Annotated in this window: 12 protein-coding genes; 11 read left to right on the forward strand and 1 reads right to left on the reverse strand. The window is 46.0% G+C overall.

Annotation, left to right across the window (positions count from 1 at the left end; genetic code table 11):
• Positions 1–16: 16 nt before the first annotated feature.
• The 3 genes from IRJ16_RS03655 (at position 17) to IRJ16_RS03665 (ending at position 5,591) form a co-directional block, all read left to right on the forward strand.
• Positions 17–2,104 carry a cellulose biosynthesis cyclic di-GMP-binding regulatory protein BcsB gene (locus tag IRJ16_RS03655; RefSeq protein ID WP_194110153.1) on the forward strand — a complete coding sequence of 696 codons (2,088 nt, stop codon included), beginning with the start codon at positions 17–19 and terminating at the stop codon, positions 2,102–2,104.
• A gap of 80 nt (positions 2,105–2,184) precedes the next feature.
• Complete coding sequence (locus tag IRJ16_RS03660) at positions 2,185–4,029, forward strand: glycosyltransferase family 2 protein (RefSeq protein WP_194110154.1); 1,845 nt, start codon at positions 2,185–2,187, stop codon at positions 4,027–4,029.
• Positions 4,026–5,591, forward strand: a complete 1,566-nt coding sequence (locus IRJ16_RS03665; RefSeq protein WP_194110155.1) for a hypothetical protein — start codon at positions 4,026–4,028, stop codon at positions 5,589–5,591. The genes IRJ16_RS03660 and IRJ16_RS03665 overlap by 4 nt, the downstream gene beginning before the upstream one ends.
• Before the next feature lie 34 nt (positions 5,592–5,625).
• Here IRJ16_RS03665 and IRJ16_RS03670 read toward each other — a convergent pair whose 3' ends face one another.
• A complete protein-coding gene (locus tag IRJ16_RS03670; protein WP_194110156.1) occupies positions 5,626–11,298 on the reverse strand; it encodes a carboxypeptidase-like regulatory domain-containing protein in 5,673 nt (1,890 codons plus the stop codon).
• 326 nt (positions 11,299–11,624) lie between these two features.
• Between IRJ16_RS03670 and IRJ16_RS03675 the strand changes: the two genes are divergently transcribed.
• The 8 genes from IRJ16_RS03675 to IRJ16_RS03710 all read left to right on the forward strand — a co-directional run bounded on the left by IRJ16_RS03675 (position 11,625) and on the right by IRJ16_RS03710 (position 21,336).
• The gene (locus IRJ16_RS03675; RefSeq protein ID WP_194110157.1) at positions 11,625–12,278 is read left to right on the forward strand and encodes a hypothetical protein; all 654 of its coding nucleotides are present in this window, start codon (positions 11,625–11,627) and stop codon (positions 12,276–12,278) included.
• 122 nt (positions 12,279–12,400) lie between these two features.
• Positions 12,401–13,372, forward strand: a complete 972-nt coding sequence (locus IRJ16_RS03680; RefSeq protein WP_228079784.1) for a TIGR01212 family radical SAM protein — start codon at positions 12,401–12,403, stop codon at positions 13,370–13,372.
• 346 nt (positions 13,373–13,718) lie between these two features.
• The gene (locus tag IRJ16_RS03685; RefSeq protein ID WP_194110158.1) at positions 13,719–14,735 is read left to right on the forward strand and encodes a ParM/StbA family protein; all 1,017 of its coding nucleotides are present in this window, start codon (positions 13,719–13,721) and stop codon (positions 14,733–14,735) included.
• Between the two features lie 16 nt (positions 14,736–14,751).
• Positions 14,752–15,528, forward strand: coding sequence for a polymer-forming cytoskeletal protein (locus IRJ16_RS03690; protein ID WP_194110159.1), 777 nt, complete (start codon positions 14,752–14,754; stop codon positions 15,526–15,528).
• 98 nt (positions 15,529–15,626) lie between these two features.
• Positions 15,627–16,826, forward strand: coding sequence for an acyltransferase family protein (locus IRJ16_RS03695; protein WP_194110160.1), 1,200 nt, complete (start codon positions 15,627–15,629; stop codon positions 16,824–16,826).
• 3 nt (positions 16,827–16,829) lie between these two features.
• Complete coding sequence (locus tag IRJ16_RS03700; protein WP_194110161.1) at positions 16,830–18,959, forward strand: tetratricopeptide repeat protein; 2,130 nt, start codon at positions 16,830–16,832, stop codon at positions 18,957–18,959.
• 138 nt (positions 18,960–19,097) lie between these two features.
• Positions 19,098–20,456: an acetylxylan esterase gene (locus IRJ16_RS03705; RefSeq protein ID WP_194110162.1), complete on the forward strand. Its 1,359-nt coding sequence runs from the start codon at positions 19,098–19,100 to the stop codon at positions 20,454–20,456.
• Between the two features lie 34 nt (positions 20,457–20,490).
• Complete coding sequence (locus IRJ16_RS03710) at positions 20,491–21,336, forward strand: hypothetical protein (protein WP_194110163.1); 846 nt, start codon at positions 20,491–20,493, stop codon at positions 21,334–21,336.
• Positions 21,337–21,411: the final 75 nt, after the last annotated feature.

Genomic DNA, 21,411 nt, shown 5'->3' on the forward strand with positions numbered 1-21,411 from the left:
ATTTTCCGAAACAGCGATGAACAAAATTATAGCCTTACTTGCATTTATACTTTTATTAGCCAAAATACCGGCTTCAGCACAGGTGATATCCTCATTCAAGTCGTACGGGCACGATGATGACCCTATAAACGGCATGAGCGGATCTACATCCTACTTTTTTAGGATAGATCCATTGGTGGAGATGAACGGCAGTAAGATGGTCCTATACTTTGAGCCATCAAGGGCTTTGGTAGCTCAAAACTCATTCATCAACGTTATTGTAGCCGATAAACCTGTTTACAGCGGCAGGTTAACTAAAGATTCTATCCAACGGATCATCCTCCCTCTTTCCCGGGCTGATGTATCCAGTGATGGCAAATATCTGAAAGTGCAGATAAAGACCTTGTTGAACATATCCGACGATAAATGCCGCGACCTTGACAATCCGGCTATGTGGGTAAAGATCAAAGGCTACTCGTACCTGGCGCTTAACCGCAACACTAAAGATTTTTTCTCTAACATCAACATCGCCAATTCTTTCGAATCAAAAAAAGCGATCGTTTATCCGGTAAACCCTACCCTGCACGATCTGAAGGCTGTGGCTTGGGCTTACTCACGGATGAAAAAAACAGACCTGAAAAACATACCCGTTTTTGAGGCTGATAAGATACCGGATAGTGTCCGCAACTATATTATGGTGGGCAAAATAAACAGTTTGCCGGCACCAATGCGCAGCCTGATCAATGTTACTCCGCAAGCCAAACAAGGTATGTTTTATCTGAGCAAACGCTCGCTTAACGTAACCGATAGCGTGTTGAAACTGGTAGATGTTAACGGCAAACTGGTACCGGTACGTTCGGTAGAGAACCTGACCGTTCCGGGCGAAGTGTTATTCATCACCGGTGGCGATGATGAGGGTTTAGAAAAATCTATAACCGCGCTGGGTAATATGAATATCCTGAACTCGACCTTTGGTGATTACCTGATCATTGACCATGCCGAGAATACCTTCTTTAAAACCGTTGACGAGAACCGCTCAAGGCTGACCTTAAAGCAAATAGGCGGCGTTACCAACTTTATGTCGGGTATCGGCGCGCTGAAAAGCGAATACAACTTTAAAAATAGCGACTTTAGCTTTACCCCTAAAGAGGTGGAGATATCCATTACGGCCAACTACAGCAGCTTGAATGCTAACGACCGTGGCTTCTTCAATATTTACCTTAACGGTATGCTGATCAACAGCGAAAAGCTGGATGCATCAGGTAAGTTAAAAACGTCGGTAACTATTAACCGTTACCAGCACCACAAATATAACACGCTGGTGGCCGAGTTTAGGTTCTACCCAAGCAGTGGTAACTGTATGAACAGCTTTACCAACTTCTTTGCCGAGATAGATGTAGATAAATCATACCTGGAATCAAAGAACCCATTCATCACCAGCGACCTGAGTTTCTACCAATATCCGGAGGCTTTTAACGCCGGTTCTACCCGTATCGTGGTGAGCAAACAATACGCTAAATATGCCGCTGCTGCTATGGGCGAGGTTGTTTACGAGTTGAATAACAACATTAACGCTAACAACTTCCCGATCTTTCAATATTCGAGCGATGTTAACACTTCGGACATTAAAAAATACAACCTTATCGCCTTACTTACACGGGATGATAAGTTGATGGGCGAGTTCCCCGATGCACCGATCACCTTTAGTAAGGATTTCAGGCTTTATAATAACGATAATAACCAGGTGGTGTACCGGCTGAACGATTCGGTATCCAACGGTCTGGCGCAGATATTTTATGGGCGGGCCAACAATGCCACATTGGTAGTAACGGCCACGGGCACGCATCTGGCGGATGCTTTTCTATCGGTATCAAAATCCATCACAGAACAGCTTTCTACCTTATCCAGTAACGTTTGTATAGCCGATGTTAGTGGTAACAAATATCTGTTCAATATCAGTAAATCGAGCGAAAACCTGGAGTACGTGGATACCAAGACCGCCCTATCGCGCTTTTGGGAAAGCTACAATTTGTACATCCTGTTAGCCATTTTGATATTGATATTGCTATCGTTCCTTTACGTGCGTTCGAGGGTGCAAAAATCTCAGGATATGCTATCCGAATAATTTAGCATCAGGTTATTATTGGTGTCCCCTGTTTGTTAACAGGGGATGCTTATTAGTTTTACCGATACAAATGATCGGCAATGAGTTTAGATATTCGCGACGTTTTAGTTCAGGATAAGTTCATCACCACGGCAGATAAGGACCGCATCCTTGGTATAGCATCTAACCTGGGGCAGTCTTTCATTAAGGTCGCGCTCAATTTCGGCTTCATATCGCGTAAGAACTACGAGCGTTCATTAATAAACGCCGGGTATCCGTTGCAGCAGATCAGGGAAGAAGAATTTGACCGGGAGCTACTCGACAAAATAGAGCTGAAATTTGCTTATGAACACCTTGCCCTCCCCCTCCGTATCGAGAATGGTAAAGTGGTAACGCTAATGGCCGACCCTACCGATGAGCTTTTTATCGACTTTATCAGGTTCACTTTTGATATGGAGCCGCAGATCATTGTAGCGTCGGACCTGGATATTACCTGGCTAAGCCATAAGCTATTAGGCGATAAATACGTAAAATCGGCAGTTTACGAGTTACTAAACCGCGACCCCGCAAATTCAGCCATCATTACCTTCACAGCTAATCAGCTCCTGTTCATTTTTATCTCTATCGGGCTGATCATTATTGGTCTGTTCATCAACTTCAAGATCGTATCCATCGTATTGAACGTGTTGATGAGTTCGTTCTTTTTGATCGCTATCGTATTCAAGCTGTTCCTGGCATTGGTGGGTTCCCGGTTCGAACTATTCCAGGCGGTGACACGCGAGGAGGTGAGGAAAGTAAAGAACGAGGACCTGCCCGTTTATACCATTCACCTGCCCGTTTATAAAGAGGATAAGCTGATCAAAAAACTGATCTGGAACTTGCAAAGTCTGGACTATCCCCGCGAGAAACTGGACATCAAACTGATCATTGAAGAGGACGACGACAAGACCCTGAACGCGGTGCGCGACCTTGATTTCCCGGCCGTTTTTGAGGTGATCGTTGTGCCCTTTCACATGCCTAAAACCAAACCAAAAGCATGTAACTACGGCCTGCACTTTTCGCGTGGTAAATACCTCACCATTTATGATGCGGAGGACATCCCTGACACTGACCAATTAAAAAAGGTGGTGGCCTTATTTGCTAAACTGCCATCCAACTATATCTGCGTGCAAAGCGCACTGAATTACTTTAACCGCGGCGAGAATTTCCTTACCCGCATGTTCACGCTTGAGTATTCTTACTGGTTCGATTACATGCTCCCGGGACTGGATACCATGGATATCCCTATCCCGCTTGGCGGCACCAGTAACCACTTTAAAATGGCTAACTTGTTAGAATTAGGCGCCTGGGACCCATTTAACGTTACCGAAGATGCCGACCTTGGCCTGCGTGCATACTCAAAAGGTTACAAAGTAGCGATCGTGAATTCGACCACGTACGAAGAAGCGAACAACGACTTTTTTAACTGGATACGCCAACGCTCGCGCTGGATCAAAGGGTATATGCAAACCTATCTGGTGCACATGCGCAACCCGGTAAAGCTTTGGAAAAAAGTAGGCTGGAAAGGTTTCTTAGGCTTTAACTTTTTCATTGGCGCTACACCACTTACGTTTTTGGCCTACCCCCTGCTGCTATCGGTATTTTTGTTTTACGTAGCCTTCGACCTGAGATTTATACGCGAGTTATTCCCGGATTGGGTACTGTTCATTAGTATTTTCAACCTGATGGTGGGCAACATTCTGATGATCTACGTGAATATGATGGCCGTATTTAAACGCCGTTATTACGAGCTGATCTTGTTTGCCATAGCCAACCCAATTTACTGGTTAATGCACTCGGCAGCGGCTTATAAAGGCCTATGGCAGCTGATCGTTAACCCATTCTATTGGGAAAAGACCAACCATGGCTTAAGCAAAGTTAATAACCCAACCAACGTTGTTAAATGAGCATGTCTAAAAACTTCATGGTGCTTGTGTTGACACTGGTTTTGGCCGGCTACTACGTTTTTGTGGCCGTGTACCTCAACAACATGGGTTATTACAACCAGGAGTCGTTATTTTATATCGAAAAAGGGAAGATCGTTTTTGATGGTATTGGTCAGCGCTTAAAAGTGATCGGCCTTACCGCGCCGCTTTTTCCATTCTATGCCACTTTTGTGTTCTCTATTGTCAGTGAGCAATTATCGGCCGTATTGGCATCGGCTGTAGGTACGGCAGTATTGTTCAACATCATGGCCAACGCCATCATAAAGCGGCTGGACGATGAGTTTTATGTATTCTTTCTGTTAGGCATTTTCCTGATACACCCGGGGATATTATATGCGGCATGTTCTGGCAAGTCCGTCTACCTGATACTCATATTCTTTTTCCTGTTCTACCTTAACTTTTTTAAGTTCTATCTTTCAAATACCACTTTCCACGTTTCCATTGCCAGTATATGTTTGGTGGTATTGGTTTTTTGTGATTATAAGTTCATTTGGCTTACGCTGTTCTTTTTACCACTGGTGCTGTCTATATCTATCGATAGCTTAAACCTGAGCGAGAAAGAATCGGTATTTCGTCTGTTCATCAGTTTTAATAACCCGTCGTTACGGCGTAAGCTGATCAACAAGACCTTTGCCATGTACATCATCATCTTTATCCTGCCGTTGGTTTCGGTGCTGATCTACAAGATGCTGAACTTAACCCACGCGGCCGACCTTAACTACTTTATAGACAGCCCTTACGCCACCTGGAGCGTAATGGCCGAAAAGATAGATTACAACGTGCTGCTGGATACCACCATGCACCATAAACTGCCCGAAGCGCCTATCGTGATATCTACCCGGATGATCTTGTATTGCCCCATGATACTGGTGGCCATTTACCTGTATCGCCAACGTACCTACCAGATCCTTACCCTGCTCACGCCGTTTGCCTTTGTAGAGTTTTTACGGATAAAATACGACAAAGTGTACCTGGCGCAACAATACTATCTGATCTTTTTGATATTGGCACTGCTTTGCGTAGTGATCAGGGCGGTGACCATTAAGGAGCAAAAAGCATTTAAAATAATGCTGGTAATTTTGGGCGTGGTGCAAATATACAGTGGCTACATGTTCCTGGACAGATCGTACGTAAAGGAAGAGCAAACTTTTATTCGCGTGCTGATGAAAAAAGAGGCCCCGGATTCTCAGAACGAGAATATCGACATGGCCAATTATATTAACGCCCTTCCCGGTAACCCGCGTTTGTTGATCGATGACGGCGTCGCCTATCCCGTTGCCGCGTTCATTAAAAATGTGCAAGGCCTGATCATGCCTTACGAGGAACGTTTTTTAAGCGCCGTAGAATCGCCGGGGCGATACGCCTCTTATATTTTGGTGGCCAGTACTAAAAACCCGGCCAATGGTTACACCCAACTTACTCCAAAATACCTGCAAATATTACGCACGGGTAACAACAAGATCTATCTCGAAAAACGTTTCGAGACCAACGATTGGATCTTGTATAAAATAGATCAGCACTAACGCTGACCTCATTTTTATTTTGGCATCGCACCTACTATTGCGATGCCTGCTTTACATCCTTATTTAGCTCACGCACCGCGCCGCCTATCGCCCCATCGGGTGTTATCCCTTGGATGTTGATCGTGTAGTTGGCGGGCAGGTCCGACGTGTAAAACGATATTTTAGCTTTTCCATTGGCATCGGTAAAAATGTTCGGCTCCCAATGCAGGGTAGCTCGATAGTCGGGCATGCCGGCAGGTTTTCCGTTAGCTTTGTATTTAGGCCGATAGAATTGCTGCGGCACCATCAATGGTAAAGGGCGATAAGTGACCGCCGATGGTGCACGGTTTTTGAACCAGCCGGCCCCATTGCCGGTAGTGATCTCGATGATCGCTATCTCGGGTGTTACGTTACTGTAAAGGTTGGCCCTTCGATCCAAATAAGATGGTTCATTACCTGGTATGTAGAACCATCGTTCCACATCTCCGCCTTGCTTAAATTCATCTAATTGCTTGTTGATGTCTTGGCCTTTGAATGACCTCATGATCCAATCATTTTTCGGGCGAAAATATTTGGTAACATGTTTATCACTCCACATCACCTCCATACCCTTAAAATTAGCTATTTGGTATTGGCTGATCTCGTCTATCAGGTCATCTACCCGGTAAGGTATATTCAGTTGAATAGGTAACCCACCGCCATCCATTAAGATCACCACCATATGTCTGCCTAATTTTAAGGTGGGCACTTCTTTAAGCGTGGTCACCGTTATCCCCGGCAATTTTTGCCTGAGCAATTGCCATAGATTCATCACTGCCGATTCCTTGATATCCTTTTCGTCAAATACCAGATCCTGCCTGCCCGGTCCGTTACGGTTATGTGAGTTTTTGATCACTTTTACCGTTTTGATGTTCACGTTACGAAGCAGGGTGCCTTGCCCTTTCATGTTAGAAAAATCGACTTGCTGGCCTACCCGTTTTACGTAATTCAATTGTGTGGTGTCGCTATTGACATACCAGGGCAGTACCGCCTTACGGATGGTCTCGGGCACCGGCATCGGTTTAAATTTCTCTACGCTGATCCCGCCAAAGGCTCTTGCTTTGCCGTTCTTATTATTCGCCTGCAAAAAGAATGAGCCTGAATCTATCCGCGGCAATTTGTTAAAGCTATAGCGGCCATTAAAGTCGGTTTGGGTAGATGTAACAAAACTCGGCCTTTGCGACGAGATGATCACCTCCGTATTGGGCACCGGTTTATTAGCAAGATTAACTACCCTGCCCGTCACCTCTATATCCTGTTCGGCTTTGTATGCCGGATCTTTGTGTTCAAAAACTTCTTTCCAATCGTAAGCGGCCCATCCCTGCGTCAACAGCAAATTGTCTAAAGCTGCCCAAGCCTGCTTGTCTTTGCGGGTTAGATAATAGCCGGGATCTTCGATATCGCCTTTCAATTCCGAATTCAACAGCAAACTGGCAGCCATGCCAAAATTTTGGACACTATCCGGCTTCACCTGCGAATCGTCCGTCACCGCTAAGGAGAAACTGCCCTGCACCGGCAAACCGCTCTTATCGGTAATGGTCAGTTCCATGCCCACACTATCGCGTTTTGCATACTTTGGTTTATTGGCGATTATGCTGATATTGAGTTGCTCTTTATTATCAACGAACACCAACCTTTGATTTAGCGGGCGCTTACCTTTAAATAAGGTGAACTTAGCAATACCTGTAGGGAAAAGCTTTTTATCGATACTGATAGCCGGCCCACTCAGCGCCGCCTTTTCAGAATAATAGATCCTGCCGCCCGATGTGCCGATCAGGTAATAAGCACTGTCGGTACTTGCTGCAACAATGCTTGTTAAATTGCTGCTTGCCGCGATGCTTACTTTCAGTTGATCTGCGGTTTCATCGTTGTCAATGTGTAACACGATACCCCTTTCGCTCGCTTTGGGCAGACTATAAGTTTGTTCGATACCCTCGGGTTGGATGATCCTAGCCGTGTAGGTATCCCCTTTTTTTGGGGTGAACTCGAAACTCCCCATACCGCCGTGCAGCGTAATAAAGTCGGCTACTTTGTTGCCTTTACTATCTTGTACCTCGCCGGCTACCGGGGAGCTCTTGCCGTCTTCGCCTATCGCCTTAAATCCAACAGTCGACCGCAGGCCAGCTACCATGCTGCCGCTTTCGGGCAAAAATTGCAAGTCGGTCTTTTGGCTGCGGTTAATGCGCAGTGGTACCTGGACTGTCTTTTCGTTATCCTCGGGTTCTAAACTTTTTATCTGTAGCCTAAGGTTGCGCCCATCCAATTTGTCTTTAAGCGTTTTGCTGAATTTAATGCTGCCATCTACACCCGTCTGCATTTCTTCTTTATGCAGGTAGTATTTGCCCTCGTATATCCGCACTTCCACCTTTTTAAGCGCTAAGGATGACAGGCCTTTATCCGCCCGGTTCAGTTTCAGATCCACATCCAATCTATCCTTTTCGCCATCGCGCTTGATACCCGCGCTCGACCGCACCAGCCAGGCATTTGTAGCCGGGACACCGAGATAAAAACGCTGGTTAAACACAAGGTCTTCGCCAAAGTTCTGCATCCAGTTGGTGTAGGCCCTCAAGGTGTAGCCACCCTCGGCAAAAATGGCTTTGGTCAGCGGGATCTGTCCCGAAGCCATGCCATCCTTTATCTTTAAACTTACCCGGCGGACAGCCTCGGTGCTATCATTATCCAACTCCACATAAAGCAATCCGCTTTGCCTGGATGGCTTCCCTTCAGCATCGGTCACATATCCTTTGAACCAGAGCGTATCGCCCATATTATAGTATGGCTTATCGGTATGCATGTACACCTTTTCGATCGGTAGTTTTTGGCGCATCTTATCCAGTGCGGCTGCAATGACGCGTTGGGTATCATCGATAGTCCTTAATGGACCAATGGCCGCGCTATCTGCCAGATCCCCATCTACCTGATACCTAAAAACCTGCCTGCCTAACTGGCCATCTGCATTGATACCCTCAACCGTTACCCGGTAAGTACCCGGCCCATCGGCGTTGTAAAAGTTAAAACTACCTTGCCCGGCTGCGTAAGTTTTCAGGTATGGATTCCAGTAAATGGTGGTCCGCATATCGGGCAGTTGTTTGGCGTTGCCAGGGCGATCATATTTAGGCGAATAGAATTCTCTTGCTTTGTTAAAACCTTTTGGCGTGGTGTTGACCATCGAAGGATTTAATTGCTTTCGGTCCTGAACGGCTTTAGTAAAAATGAGCAAAACCGGTTGGTCGCCTGTGCTTAACATCGACTTGACCGCCATGTTTGTGATTACTGCTTCTATCTTTATAATATCAGTGCATTCTACATAGGAATTGTCAAAAACGCCCTCAGCTTCTTCTTTAGTTAACAATCGTCCGTTGAGAATAACACGAAAAGGCAAAGTACCACCGATTACTTTTGCAGCGGGAAACCCTGTTGGTGTCATGGTAATATTCGGGATCGCGCCGGCAGCAAGAAACGTTCCTAACGAGCCGCGCTGTGCCATTTCTTTCTCATTTATCATCAATGTCCGATCTGCATGACCTTCGGGGATTCTAAGCGGACCTTGAAGTGCATAAACGTCCTTTTTATCCTTCGCCCCTCTGATATTCACCTCCCGCAACTTATGCACCCTATCCATCCGGCCCATTTTGATATTCACCGCGTCCTGCTTTTTACCGGCCTCTATATAAGCCTTCAGCGCGCCGGGGATGTTTGTGGACAGATCGCCGGGGTTAGGGTTTTTGGTCACCTTTTGTAAGGGAATACTGTCCAGGATCAGTTTCAAATTGTCGCCGTTCTTTTTGGTCCGCGCCTGCACCGCAAACTTGATGCTGTCGGTCAGGAAGATGCCATCAAATTTAAATTTGCCTTCGGCATCGGTAGTAGCAAATTTGGTTATCCTGGCTCTTGTTGATAATAAAGTTACGGATGCATCGGGCGCCGGGTTGCCGGTAAGTGTCTCCACTTTGCCCGATATGGCAATGCCGACGCTCTCGGCCGGATATTGGGATACGGTTTTATTGTCGGACGTGGCCGAAATGGCATTTACAGCGTCCGGCTTTACGATATCCTGCCAAACAAACCTGCGGTAACCCTGGGTCAGCATAAGATCATCAAGGGCGATGTTGGTCTGTTCGTCATCGTTCAGGAAATAGCGGTTGGGCTTTTCTACGTATCCTTTAATGTCCGATGTTAGCAGCAGGCTGGAGAAGATGCTGGTCTCGTCGCCTTCGTTAGATGGGATCTTGCTTTCATCTATCACCGATACCGAAAAATTGCCCGCAGTGTTTTTACCGCTGCCGTCTTTGGCCGTCAGGTTCATTACCACCTGCTCTTTGCTTTTGTAACTGCTTTTATTGGGTTTGATATCAAGGTTTAGTCTGTCATTACCTTTAATGAAGGCCACGCGCTCATTCAGCGGCGTGCCCGATGCATCGAACAGCGTGAACTGCGCTATCCCGCTCGAGAAAGCTTTCTTGTCCAACCATACCGATTTCATAGGCTGATCAACAATAATATGGGTAGCAAAAATGGTCTCACCCCCTGATTGAACCATTAGGCCTACATTTCTTGGCTGGCTTGCCTGTAATTGCGTTGTGCTGATCCGTACCGACACACTATCGGTACCCGGTTGGAATACGCTAAGCACATAGCCATTGTCATTCGCTTTCGGCAGCGGTATGTCCCTTACAGAACCATCCGAAAAGGTAACGTTAGCGGTATAGGCCTTCCCGGCTTCGGGCCTTAAAATAAAGTGGCCCATACCCACACTCGATGTGGAGAAAGACGTTACCTCTTTATTTTCGTTATCGACTACCTTTCCGTTCACCTTCAGCCCCAAGCCATCTACGCCGACAGCCTTAAAAGCCACGCGACTGGTAACGCCGTTGACCATATTGCCACTCTCGGGGAACAATTGCACATCGTTTTGCGATAACGAAGCTTTGATGGGAAAGTCTTTAATGACCTCTTTATTACTGCTGTTATTTAAGGTAGTACGGATGTAAGCTCCGGCAAGATCTACCTTTCCTTCGTTAGCAATGTTGACCGAGACGTTGCCATTAGCGTCTGTCTTAGCACTTTTGATCCACACCACTTTTTTATCAATGACGATGCGGTACAGGATATCCTTACCGGTTAAGGGTTTGCCTTGCTCGTCGCTATAGTTTAGGGTAGCGGTAAGCACTTGCTTGCCGTCGACCTCTTCATATAGATAGTCGGCTTTAGTTATGATACCATTGCTTGTCACCGAGCCAACCGTAAAGGTTTTATCAAAATACCATGCCTCGCCGGCGTTACGCATCCATTGGGTGTAAGCGCGGATACGATAGTTTCCATCCTGCAGGTCGTCGCCTAAAACCACATCGCCCATGACCATTCCGGTAGTGATGGGTAGCTTAAGATCGCGCACTATAGAATCGCGCTCGTTGATCAGATCCACATAAAGCGCACCGCTCATGGCCGATAGCTGGTGTTTACTGCCGGTAGTGACGTAACCTTTAAACCAAATGGTATCACCGAGGGCATAATAAGGTTTATCCAAATGCAGGTAAACTTTTTCCTGAGGTTTATCCGTCGCCCACTTTTGTAAAGCGGCGACTAATTTATCGATCGGATCATCGGCTGGTTTTGCGATGGTGAAGGCACATAGCGACAGTATTGCCATTAAGGCACCCACGATAGTATGTTTAGGTTGAAAAGCCATTGGACGATAATGTTAGGGTTGATGCAGGGGCAAGGCAATAGTAGCTATAAAAATTTACAGATCAGCAAATTTTTGTTGATATTTTTAATATAAATTACTGTAAACAAGACACTTATTACACCCATTTTCAATTGTCGATATTACATTTGTTATCAATATCTTAACGATCGCCTTATATTTTTAATAACCGGGCAATAAAGCGGCCCGGATGGTGACAGGTTAATTTAAACAGTTTAAAAGACAGTTAGTAGATATTAAGATCGTCCCTTACTACAGGCGTGCTTTTTTATAGATGCACAATATTAAAAAGATGATTATTTTGCAGGATGTTAAGATCATTAAAAAACCTCTTCGCCCTTATCGCGACCCTTTGTGTATGCCAGGCAGCGTTCTCGCAAGATAACGCCAACATTATCCGGATAGCCGACAAAACCTTTTCGGTCGGTACTTATGCCCGACCTTTCAGAATGGAAAAAATGACCATCACCGACCCTGACACAGGCCCGTTCTGGAATTGGGCTGTTTGTATAGAAATGTGCCTGAATTATGCAGGGTTAAATGTATCGCAAGATCAGGTGATGAGCTTGGTGAACGGCACACCTAAAGAACCTTTGGGCACGCCGTCCGATCTTACTTTCGCCATCAACAAGACCACACCGCCTGCCTGGGGGAAACCATCAAAGATATATTGCGCCATTGCCAATGTTGACCCTGACGTGATCTTTGACGAACTGCATGCAGGCAGGCCAATGATCATGGGAACCGGGGGTGTAGGCACCGAAGGTACAGCTTATATGATCACCGCAATGCAATACACCATCAATTACGATACTGCAGGTAATATGACTGGTATCACGCCTGTATCGATCACTCTGCGCGACCCCTGGCCCAACGGTAAAACCAGCCAAAACTATATTTGGAATGATTTTTTAGCCATCAAGGCATCACTATATACGATCAAAGTAGAGTTTAAAAAGTAGGCAGGCGTATTGTTCATAGATCATAGTTGATGGTTCATGGTTTTAGCATTTCCGTGCTTACCATCCCCTGATCGGTGAATCGGCAACCATGAACCGTACAAAATCTGTATCTTTGCCGTATTATGATGCTTACAAATTCGTCGGGGGCGCAGTGGGAAAAGGGCTATAACAATTATGGCCCCTGGTTGAAAAGGAAATATAACGGCGAACGCGTTTTTAAAGTGATCGTAGATGGTGGCTTTACCTGCCCGAACCGCGATGGCAGCAAAGGATATGGCGGTTGCACCTATTGCAACGTAGATTCGTTTACGCCATCCGTAGCCCGGCAGGCTCCTTCCCTGCGCGAGCAGGTGATCCAGGGAATGGAACGTGCCCGCCGTGGCAACAAAGCCGATAAGTTTATCATTTATTTTCAGCCCAATACCAATACCTATGCCCCTACCCATTATCTGAAAATGATGTATGACGAGGCGCTGAGCATCGAACCCGAGAACATCGTCGGCCTGTCTGTAGGTACCCGCCCGGATTGCATAGATGCGGAAAAGATAGCCTTGCTTGAAAGCTATACCGATCGCTTTGATGTGGATCTGGAGATGGGCATGGAGAGCATCTATAACGATACCCTTGGCCAGATCAACCGCGGCTGTACCCATGATGACCTGATCAAAGCTTTAGAATTGGTTAAGAACAGCAAGCTTGATATTTGCGTACACACCATTTTTGGCCTGCCCGGCGAGAGCAAAGAAATGATGCTGAAATATGCTGACGAGATAAACCGTTTCCCGCAGATCAAATTTGTAAAGTTCCACCACCTGCACATTGTAGAGGGTTCGGTAATGGGCGTGAAATACAAACGCGAGCCATTCAAATTATTCTCGTTAGATGAATATGCCGACTTCGTGTGCGACATTTTACCGTTGGTCCGTCCTGATGTGGTGATCCAACGCTTGTTCGGTATATCAGACTGGGATCTGCTGATCGCGCCTAACTGGGGATTAAAAAAATCGGAGATACAGTATTTTATCGATCAACGCATTTTAGAGCGTGGCGTTGTACAAGGTAGCGCTTGGCAAGTTCCCGAATTAGTGATCTAAATTACCTTCCTCCAGCGCCTCTATCAAAAATATCAAATTTCTGACCGATAATATCTGTAATTAATAGTTACAGCGTTCAACTATATCTTATTTAAATTATAATACCTGAGTGTATTTTTTGCGGCTACTGTAAAGCTAACGGTAGAACATAGCTTCAAATATCGTATATCTTATTATAGTTAACCTATAGGTAATTGCAAAAAATTTGCATGGTAATAACTATAAAGATCTATATTGTGATGCGAAAGAAACTTTATACGCAACCGTCGTACAGAAAGTTATTTTGTAACAAACTACTTACACAAAATCGTAACTATAAAAAACTTAAACAATATCTTATAAATATATGCTTCTATCCCGATCTTTTTCGAGCTTAATAGAAAACAATAACACCAATCTTAACAACACAGCAGCCGACCTGCTGAACGGCTTAAAGGTATTTCACAACAACCAATGGTACATTTGTGGAAACCTGGCACTGACCGAAGGGCAAGCACCGCACAAGCTGATCAACTCGTCGCCAAACGATATGGATTATCAGTTGCTGACCAAAGCGGCCATGCTGTTGGTTGCGGATAGTGTGGAACAACCGGTGACCATTACTACCGGCTTTCCGTATGCTACCTACCGTATCTACAAAGATGCCGCGATCGAGCATCTGAAAAAGACGCATGTGTTAGAGTACGATTCATCAACTTTTGGCAGTGCAGGCAAAAAAACCAAAATGCTGGACGTTGGGAACGTGGATGTGATCCCCGAGATCGTTGGCTGTTCTATCGCCCTGCGTAAAGGCGAAGAAAAAGCAAGCGGTAATTTCTTTATCCTGAGCTGTGGCTTCGGCACGTTCGAGTCTATCTTAAGTACCGATGCCGGTGTGATAGAGCAAAGTATGATCAGTACCCACGGTTTGCGCTACGCGATCAACTTCATGATCAACGAGCTATCGAACAAACACTACCTGGGTTTCCGCACAGCGCACACATTGGATGAGGCTTTCCAAAAAGGATCGCTTTACATCGACAAAAAGAATGTCGATGTCCGCGAGATCCGTCGTAACGCATTGAAAGCTTATTACAGCGAGGTTATCTCTCCTGCCCTGCGCAACGTGATCACTGATAAGAACCTTACCCGTACCAACAAAGTTTACCTGTGCGGTGGCGGTATGTACTATCAAGATCTGGTAGACTGCTTCTCGGCCGAATTTGGCGAGATCTTGCAAATGGAGGTAGTTAGTGACCCGGCATCATTGGCCAGTAAAGGTTACGCGCTAAACTCGCACCGCCTGTCGGGCAATGCAAGGGCTTCTGTAGGTATCGACATCGGTAACTCTACTACAGTGGTTACCAGCATTGATAATGGATAAGATCTGACGTAGAGATATGCTCAAGTTATTTAAAAGAGGGGCTGAAAAGCCCCTTATTGTTTCGAACATAGCCGGTTTGGCAAGCAACGGTACCGAGTATTTTGCTCAGGACCTGATCTTACTGAACGAGCCGCTTAACGGTACCCTTTACGGCGCCGGGCAGATCCTTATTGAAGTTGACGGAAAACTTACCGGCAACGTAACAGGTAAGGTATGCATCATTAGCGGGGCTGTAAAAGGGAACATTGTAGCTACCGAGCAATTGCTGATACGCAATACAGCGATCATCACGGGCAATATCAGCGCTCCCGATATCGATATCGAGGCCGGCGCTAAAGTAAGCGGCAAAGTAAAGATCGGCACTGATATTTACGCCATTGTTGAACTGACCGAAAAACTAAAGAATAATTTACCTACCGACGAGATCCCCCAAAAGCTAAAGATCGCCCCCGATGCGGTATCTATTACCGGGCGTGCCGATGAACAGGCAAAGGGCCAGGTACAAAAAAATGGCATCAGCAAGCCGTCTGCGGCCAGGTCTGTCGCTCAGGACGAAATCCCTCCTGTTACCCGAAAAAAACAAACAGTTGCTGCGGCCGCTGTATATGCCGGCGTAGCCAGCGACGAAACCAATTTGGTACCCGAGGTAAAAAAACGACCGGTATCAGCTGCGCCTACCAATGAAGCGGAAATTACATCTGTAGTGACCGAACGTCCCGCTCCTTCGCCTCTCAAGGCCCCTGCCCCCAGCAAGTCAAATGCCGGCGAAGAAGCCGGTGAAAAATGGTGGTAAAGATCACACGAAATACATTTTGGGGCTTGTTACAGCGTTATATTTTTCGTATATTAGCATTTACGATATTAATTGTTGAATTAATATAGCTACAGCCTTTGCAGACAGCTCAGCCCAATTATTTCCCGGCATTAACAGGTGTGCGTGCGCTGGCGGCCTATCTGGTTTTTATATCCCATTACGATTACGTTGGCGAGGACATCTTCCCCGCCTGGCTAACCCGTTTTTTTCACGAGTTCCATATCGGGGTTACGGTGTTCTTTGTGTTATCAGGCTTTCTGATCACTTATCGGTACTACAATAATTTTCAGCTGACCGGCAATTGGTTCCGCAAGTATCTAAAGAACAGGGTAGCGCGCATCTATCCCATGTATTTTTTACTAACTACAGCCGCTTTTGTTTACTGGTATTTTACAAAAGACCCGGTCATCACCAAAAACTTCCCCAGTCCATTCGGGCTGTATCTGATGAACGTATTTTTTGTGCGGGGATTTTTCAGCCAACTTTGGGATACGGGCATAGCCCAAGGTTGGAGTTTGACGGTTGAAGAATGCTTTTACTTTTCGGCACCATTCATTTTCTATCTGGCCGCTAAGTTTAAACGGCTTTATGTTCAGCCGGTGATCATTACAGCATTTGGGGTGCTGCTGGTACTGATATTCAGGAATGTGAACTGGTATGGGTTATTCGGCAATTTTACTTTCATGATGCTGTACACCTTTTTTGGCCGCTGCTTCGAGTTTTTTGTAGGGATGTTCCTGGCCCTGCAACTGCTCAACAAAGGTTTCGGGCGGACCAACAACATCAGATATACCTACATTGGCTTCGTTAGCATTTTCGCGTTGGTGGCGGTGATGTCAAGGTTGCCAATTCCGGATGGCGCAGTGGCAGGTCTGCAGCACCCGGTGGGTATCATACTGAATAATTATTTTATTGCGGCGGCGATAGCGTTATTCTTTTACGGCTTACTTACTGAGGACACCTCGATGAAAAGCGCCCTGGCTCTGCCTTTTGTGGAACTGTTAGGTAAAGCATCCTATATTTTCTACCTCATCCACTTAGGTTATATCTACATTTTTTTCCACAACTGGTTTGATCAGCTGAACGAAAAGGCGTTTAATTTGTATGATAAATGGGGTGTCGACTGGCCTTCGCCGTTCCAATTCGGTTTGTTGAATTTATTGTATGGATTTATCATCCTCAACATAATTTCGATAATATTATTTAAGTTTATAGAAGAGCCGCTGAACCACTACATCCGCAAGTCGCGGTTCTTAGAAAGCAGGCGTTTTAATTGATAAATGAGGTTACTGATCTTTTTTTTACTATTCCCATTTTGCCTGATGGCGCAATCAGCCAAAACGTTGGTGGATAGCGGCAACGATAAAGCCAAACGAGGCGATAACGCTGGTGCCATAGCCGACTTTACCAAGGCTATCGAGCTAACACCTAACGATGCTATGCCCTATTTTTATAGGGCAAACTCGTACACCAACCTTAAACTTAACGAAAAGGCTGTAGCCGATTACACCAAGTCGATATCGATCAACCCGTATTTTGCGCAGAGCTGGTTTTATCGGGGTAACGCTTACAATGCGTTGAAAGAATACGATAAAGCCGTTTACGATCTCACTCAACGGATCACCATGGGTGATGCAACTTACGACGTTTATCAGTATCGAGCCAACGCAAAGTCGGGTCTCGAGGACTACAAAGGAGCGGTAGCCGATTTTACCGAAGCCATTAAACTCGCGCCCAATAAACCCGAATTGTACCAATATCGTGGCGTAGCTAAAGTTAATCTGGATGATAACAAAGGCGCTATCGAAGATTACGACACGGCCGTTAAAATGGCCCCTAACAATGCCGATCTGATCTTTTACCGTGCCAATGCCAAAGGCAACATGGGCGACTATTTGGGAGCGATAGCCGATCATAAAAAAGCAATAGCCCTGGATCCTAAAAACTACGAGGCCGCTTTTTACGCCGCTAATGCCGAAGTACGTGCAAAACGTTATGACGATGCCATTGCCGACTATAAAAAAGCGATAGCGCTGAACCCGAACATCCCGAACGCTTACAAATATCTGGCAGACGCGCTGGGACATGCATCGGACCTAAAAAGTTCGCTGGCGTTTGTGGAGGATGCTAAAAAACATGCGCCTAAAAACCCGGAGGTTTTCTTATTCAGCGGGTTAGTTAAAAACCATTTAAAAGACCCTGAAGGCGCTTTGGCCGACCTGGATTCAGCCTTGAAATTGAACCCGAAATATGTGGATGGCTACCAAACCCGAGCCGACCTTAAATTAGGTACAAAGGATAACGAAGGCGCAAAGGCGGATGCGGATTCAGCGATTTCTATCGATCCGAAGAATGGTTATGCTTACATCTCCCGAGCACGTGCCGAGATCGCTTTGAGCGATACATCAGCGGAGGCGATGACAGACGTGAACAAAGCAATAGCACTGACACCCGATAATGACTACGCCTTTGTTGTTCGCGGTGATATAGAAATGGTGCAAGGTAAATACCCTGAAGCTTTGGCAGATTATGAAAAGGCTATCAAACTGAATCCCGGCAATCCTGAGACCTTTTTTAAACGCGCTACGGCCCGTTTCCAAAATGATAACAAACCCGGCGGTTTGGCCGATCTGAAAAAAGTGATGGCCCTGATGCCTGCCGATACCAATATGTATTACCGCATTGGTGAGGAAATGCTAAAGGCCGAATTATATAATGAGGCTGTACCTGTTTACGATGTGCTGATCAGCAAGGCGCCTAAAAAGGCAGACCATTATGTTAACCGCGGTGTGGCTTATCGTAACATAAACCGTTTTGCCGGTGCTATGGCCGACTTTGCTAAAGCCATGATCGTTGACACGCTTTCGGGCAAGGCTTATTACGAGCGGGCGAGGACGTATGTGGCGTTGAAAGACCCGGAAGCGGCAATGAAGGACCTGAAGAAAGCGCTAAAAATAAATGAGTTGGATGATGACTCGTACATGTTGCGCGGACAGATCTTGGCCGACCGTAAAGAGTATTTGGCAGCCGTGCTGGATTACAACACCGCATCGATGGTGAACCCAAAGAACACTAAAGTGATCTCTTACCGTGCATATGCCGAAAGCTTTTTGCCGCAATTTGCAACCCGCATGACTGCCGACTTTGCCGAGGCTATAAAACGTACACCAAAAGACCCATTGGTTTACACCATGCAAGCACGGGCTAAAGACACCAAAGAGCCTAACAACGCTTTGCAGCTATACGCTAAAGCCATAGAGCTAAATGCTAAATATGCGCCTGCCTACTTATACCGGGGTTTACTAAAGATCAGCATGAATAACAAGCCGGCGGCATGTACCGATCTTGCACAGGCTGCTCAGTTGGGATCGGCCGAGGCTGTTGATGCGGTGCAGAAATATTGTAAATAAGGTGAAACCGGCTGTTACATCGGCCGGGCTAATTTGATAAAGATGTTTAATAAGTATTTATCGATAACGTTTCAGAAACCAAAAGCGCTAATGTGCTGCTTGGTGCTGTTGGCGTTTTTTGTTAACAGTAGAAATGCTGTGGCGCAAATAACTCTCCCTAAAACACCACAGGAAGTAAAGAAAGAAAAAGCTGAAGCAAAACGGCTGCGCGAGGAAGCAAAAAAGGAAGAAGAGGCTGCCAAAAAAGAAGAGGAACAGGCCGAACTGATCCATATTGAGGTTGATCCAAGCCGACGCGATGCTATTTATAAAGACGACAACACGGTAACCTACAAAGTAAAACTAAGGAACACCATCAAGACAGCACAGGAAGGATCGATGAGTTACGACCTGCTGACCGACGATAACAAACCCGTACTGACCGGGACTTTCCCACTCAAGATGAAGTTTAAGGAGAGTAAGGACTTTGACATCACTATTCCTAAACAAGCTGCCGGTTTTTACAGACTGAATGTGCGCGTTAACGCCACCGAGTATGATGATACCATCCGCAGGGTATTTGGTGTCAGTCCGGAAAAGATAAGGAGCGAATTGCACCGCCCGGCTGATTTTGATCAGTTTTGGGCAGGTACCTTAGCTAAACTAAGGACGGTAGCACCGCAATATAAAGTGACACACCGACCGGACAAGTCGACCAAGGACAAGAAGGTTTATTTGGTGGAGATGCGATCTTACGACAACTTTTTGATCCGTGGCTGGATGGTGATCCCTACCTACGGCAAAAAATTCGCGGTACACTATAGGGTGCCGGGCTATGGTGTTGAACTACACCCCAATATGGATGCGGATGACTTTATTGCCTTCGACATTAACGTGCGTGGCACGGGTAATAGTAGCGATAACATTAAACTGAGTACGGACATTTACTCCACCATGTTTATCGAAGATAGGGATAGTTACATTTATCGAGGGGCTTACATGGATTGCATCCGTGGCATGGATTTCTTGTTTGCCGCTACCGAGATGGGTGTTGATACCAATCGTGTTTACGTAGAAGGCGGTAGCCAGGGTGGTGCGTTAGGCATCGTAGTGGCGGCTTTAGATAAACGTGTCCGCGCGCTGACGGTACAAGTACCACTTTATTCGGACATTAGGGATGTAAACTTAGTATCGTCTACCTACACCGAGGAGGTTTTCCCTTTCAAGATGTTCAACCGATACCGCAAAAGTCACCCGGGTTATACTTGGGAAGACCTGTATAAGGTATTTGATTATTACGACCCGCAAAACTTTGCGCCGCTGGTAAAATGCCCGGTATTGCTGGGTATCGGTCTGCTAGATCTGTATTGCCCGCCGCGATGCAGCCTGGCCATGTACAATCATTTAGGCACCAAGAATAAGGAATTTGTGACCGTACCGAACGCTACCCACGAGGTAGATTTCCACTACTTTATGTTCCAGAACAACTGGCTGCGAGAACAGCTAAGGATACCGTAAACAAAGATAAATACGTCGCTCAAAAGAGATACTGATGAGAAAACCATACTTGCTATTACTGATCTTCATGTGCTTTGCCGCAGTAAAACCCGCGTTTGCAGGTTGGCCTATAGGCAAATACCGCAGCGTACTGATACCATCATTCAACTACTATAAGTCCGACAACACCTGGGACCGTTCGGGCCGTAAAGTGGTGGCAGCGCCGGGGGCTGGCTTTACCTCCTACTCGGCCGGCATTTATTACGGCTATGGCCTCAGCAGGCGTATGGATCTTATTTTGAACGTGATAGCGCCAAGTCAAAACAGTGCGTTCGTAGATGCATCAGGCAATGTGATCAAAGCATCTAATCAGGGCGTTGGGGATATGCAGGTGGGTATCAACTACAACTTGGCCAATTTTAATTACAAAAGCTTCCTTACGGTGGGTGTGTCGGGCATTGTGCCGTTGTATGACACGACCAATGCTGCGGTCGCGCTGGGTTATGGTTCTTACGGGAGTGAAGTGAAACTAATGTATGCCGGAGGTATCGATAACGGTTTTTTAAAGCATACCTATTACAATTTAGAAGGCGGTTATCGTCGTTATTTCTCGGCGCAGGGCCCGAACGTATTCCTTTACAGTGCGTCTTTAGGCATACCGCTGGATAAACGTAACCAAATTGGCTTTGAGGTGGGCGGACAGGTATCGCAAAGTGCTAATAAGGCATTCAATGCCAACTTAGCTATCAACCGCGATTTTGGTTTTGTGAAGGGATCTGCAAACTATGGGCACAGCTTCACCCGTCGTTTTTCGGTCTTTTTTGTAGGCTTCTATACACTGGCGGGTTACAACACCGGTATAGGTTACGGCGGATCTGTACAAACGATATTCAGGCTGTGATATCCGGAGTTCATGGTTCCATAAAGATGGTTCATGGTATTTGCAAAATACAGATGCCGTTACGAACAACACCAT

This window comes from Mucilaginibacter myungsuensis (assembly GCF_015222005.1).
In the GTDB taxonomy this organism is placed as follows: Bacteria; Bacteroidota; Bacteroidia; order Sphingobacteriales; family Sphingobacteriaceae; genus Mucilaginibacter; species Mucilaginibacter myungsuensis.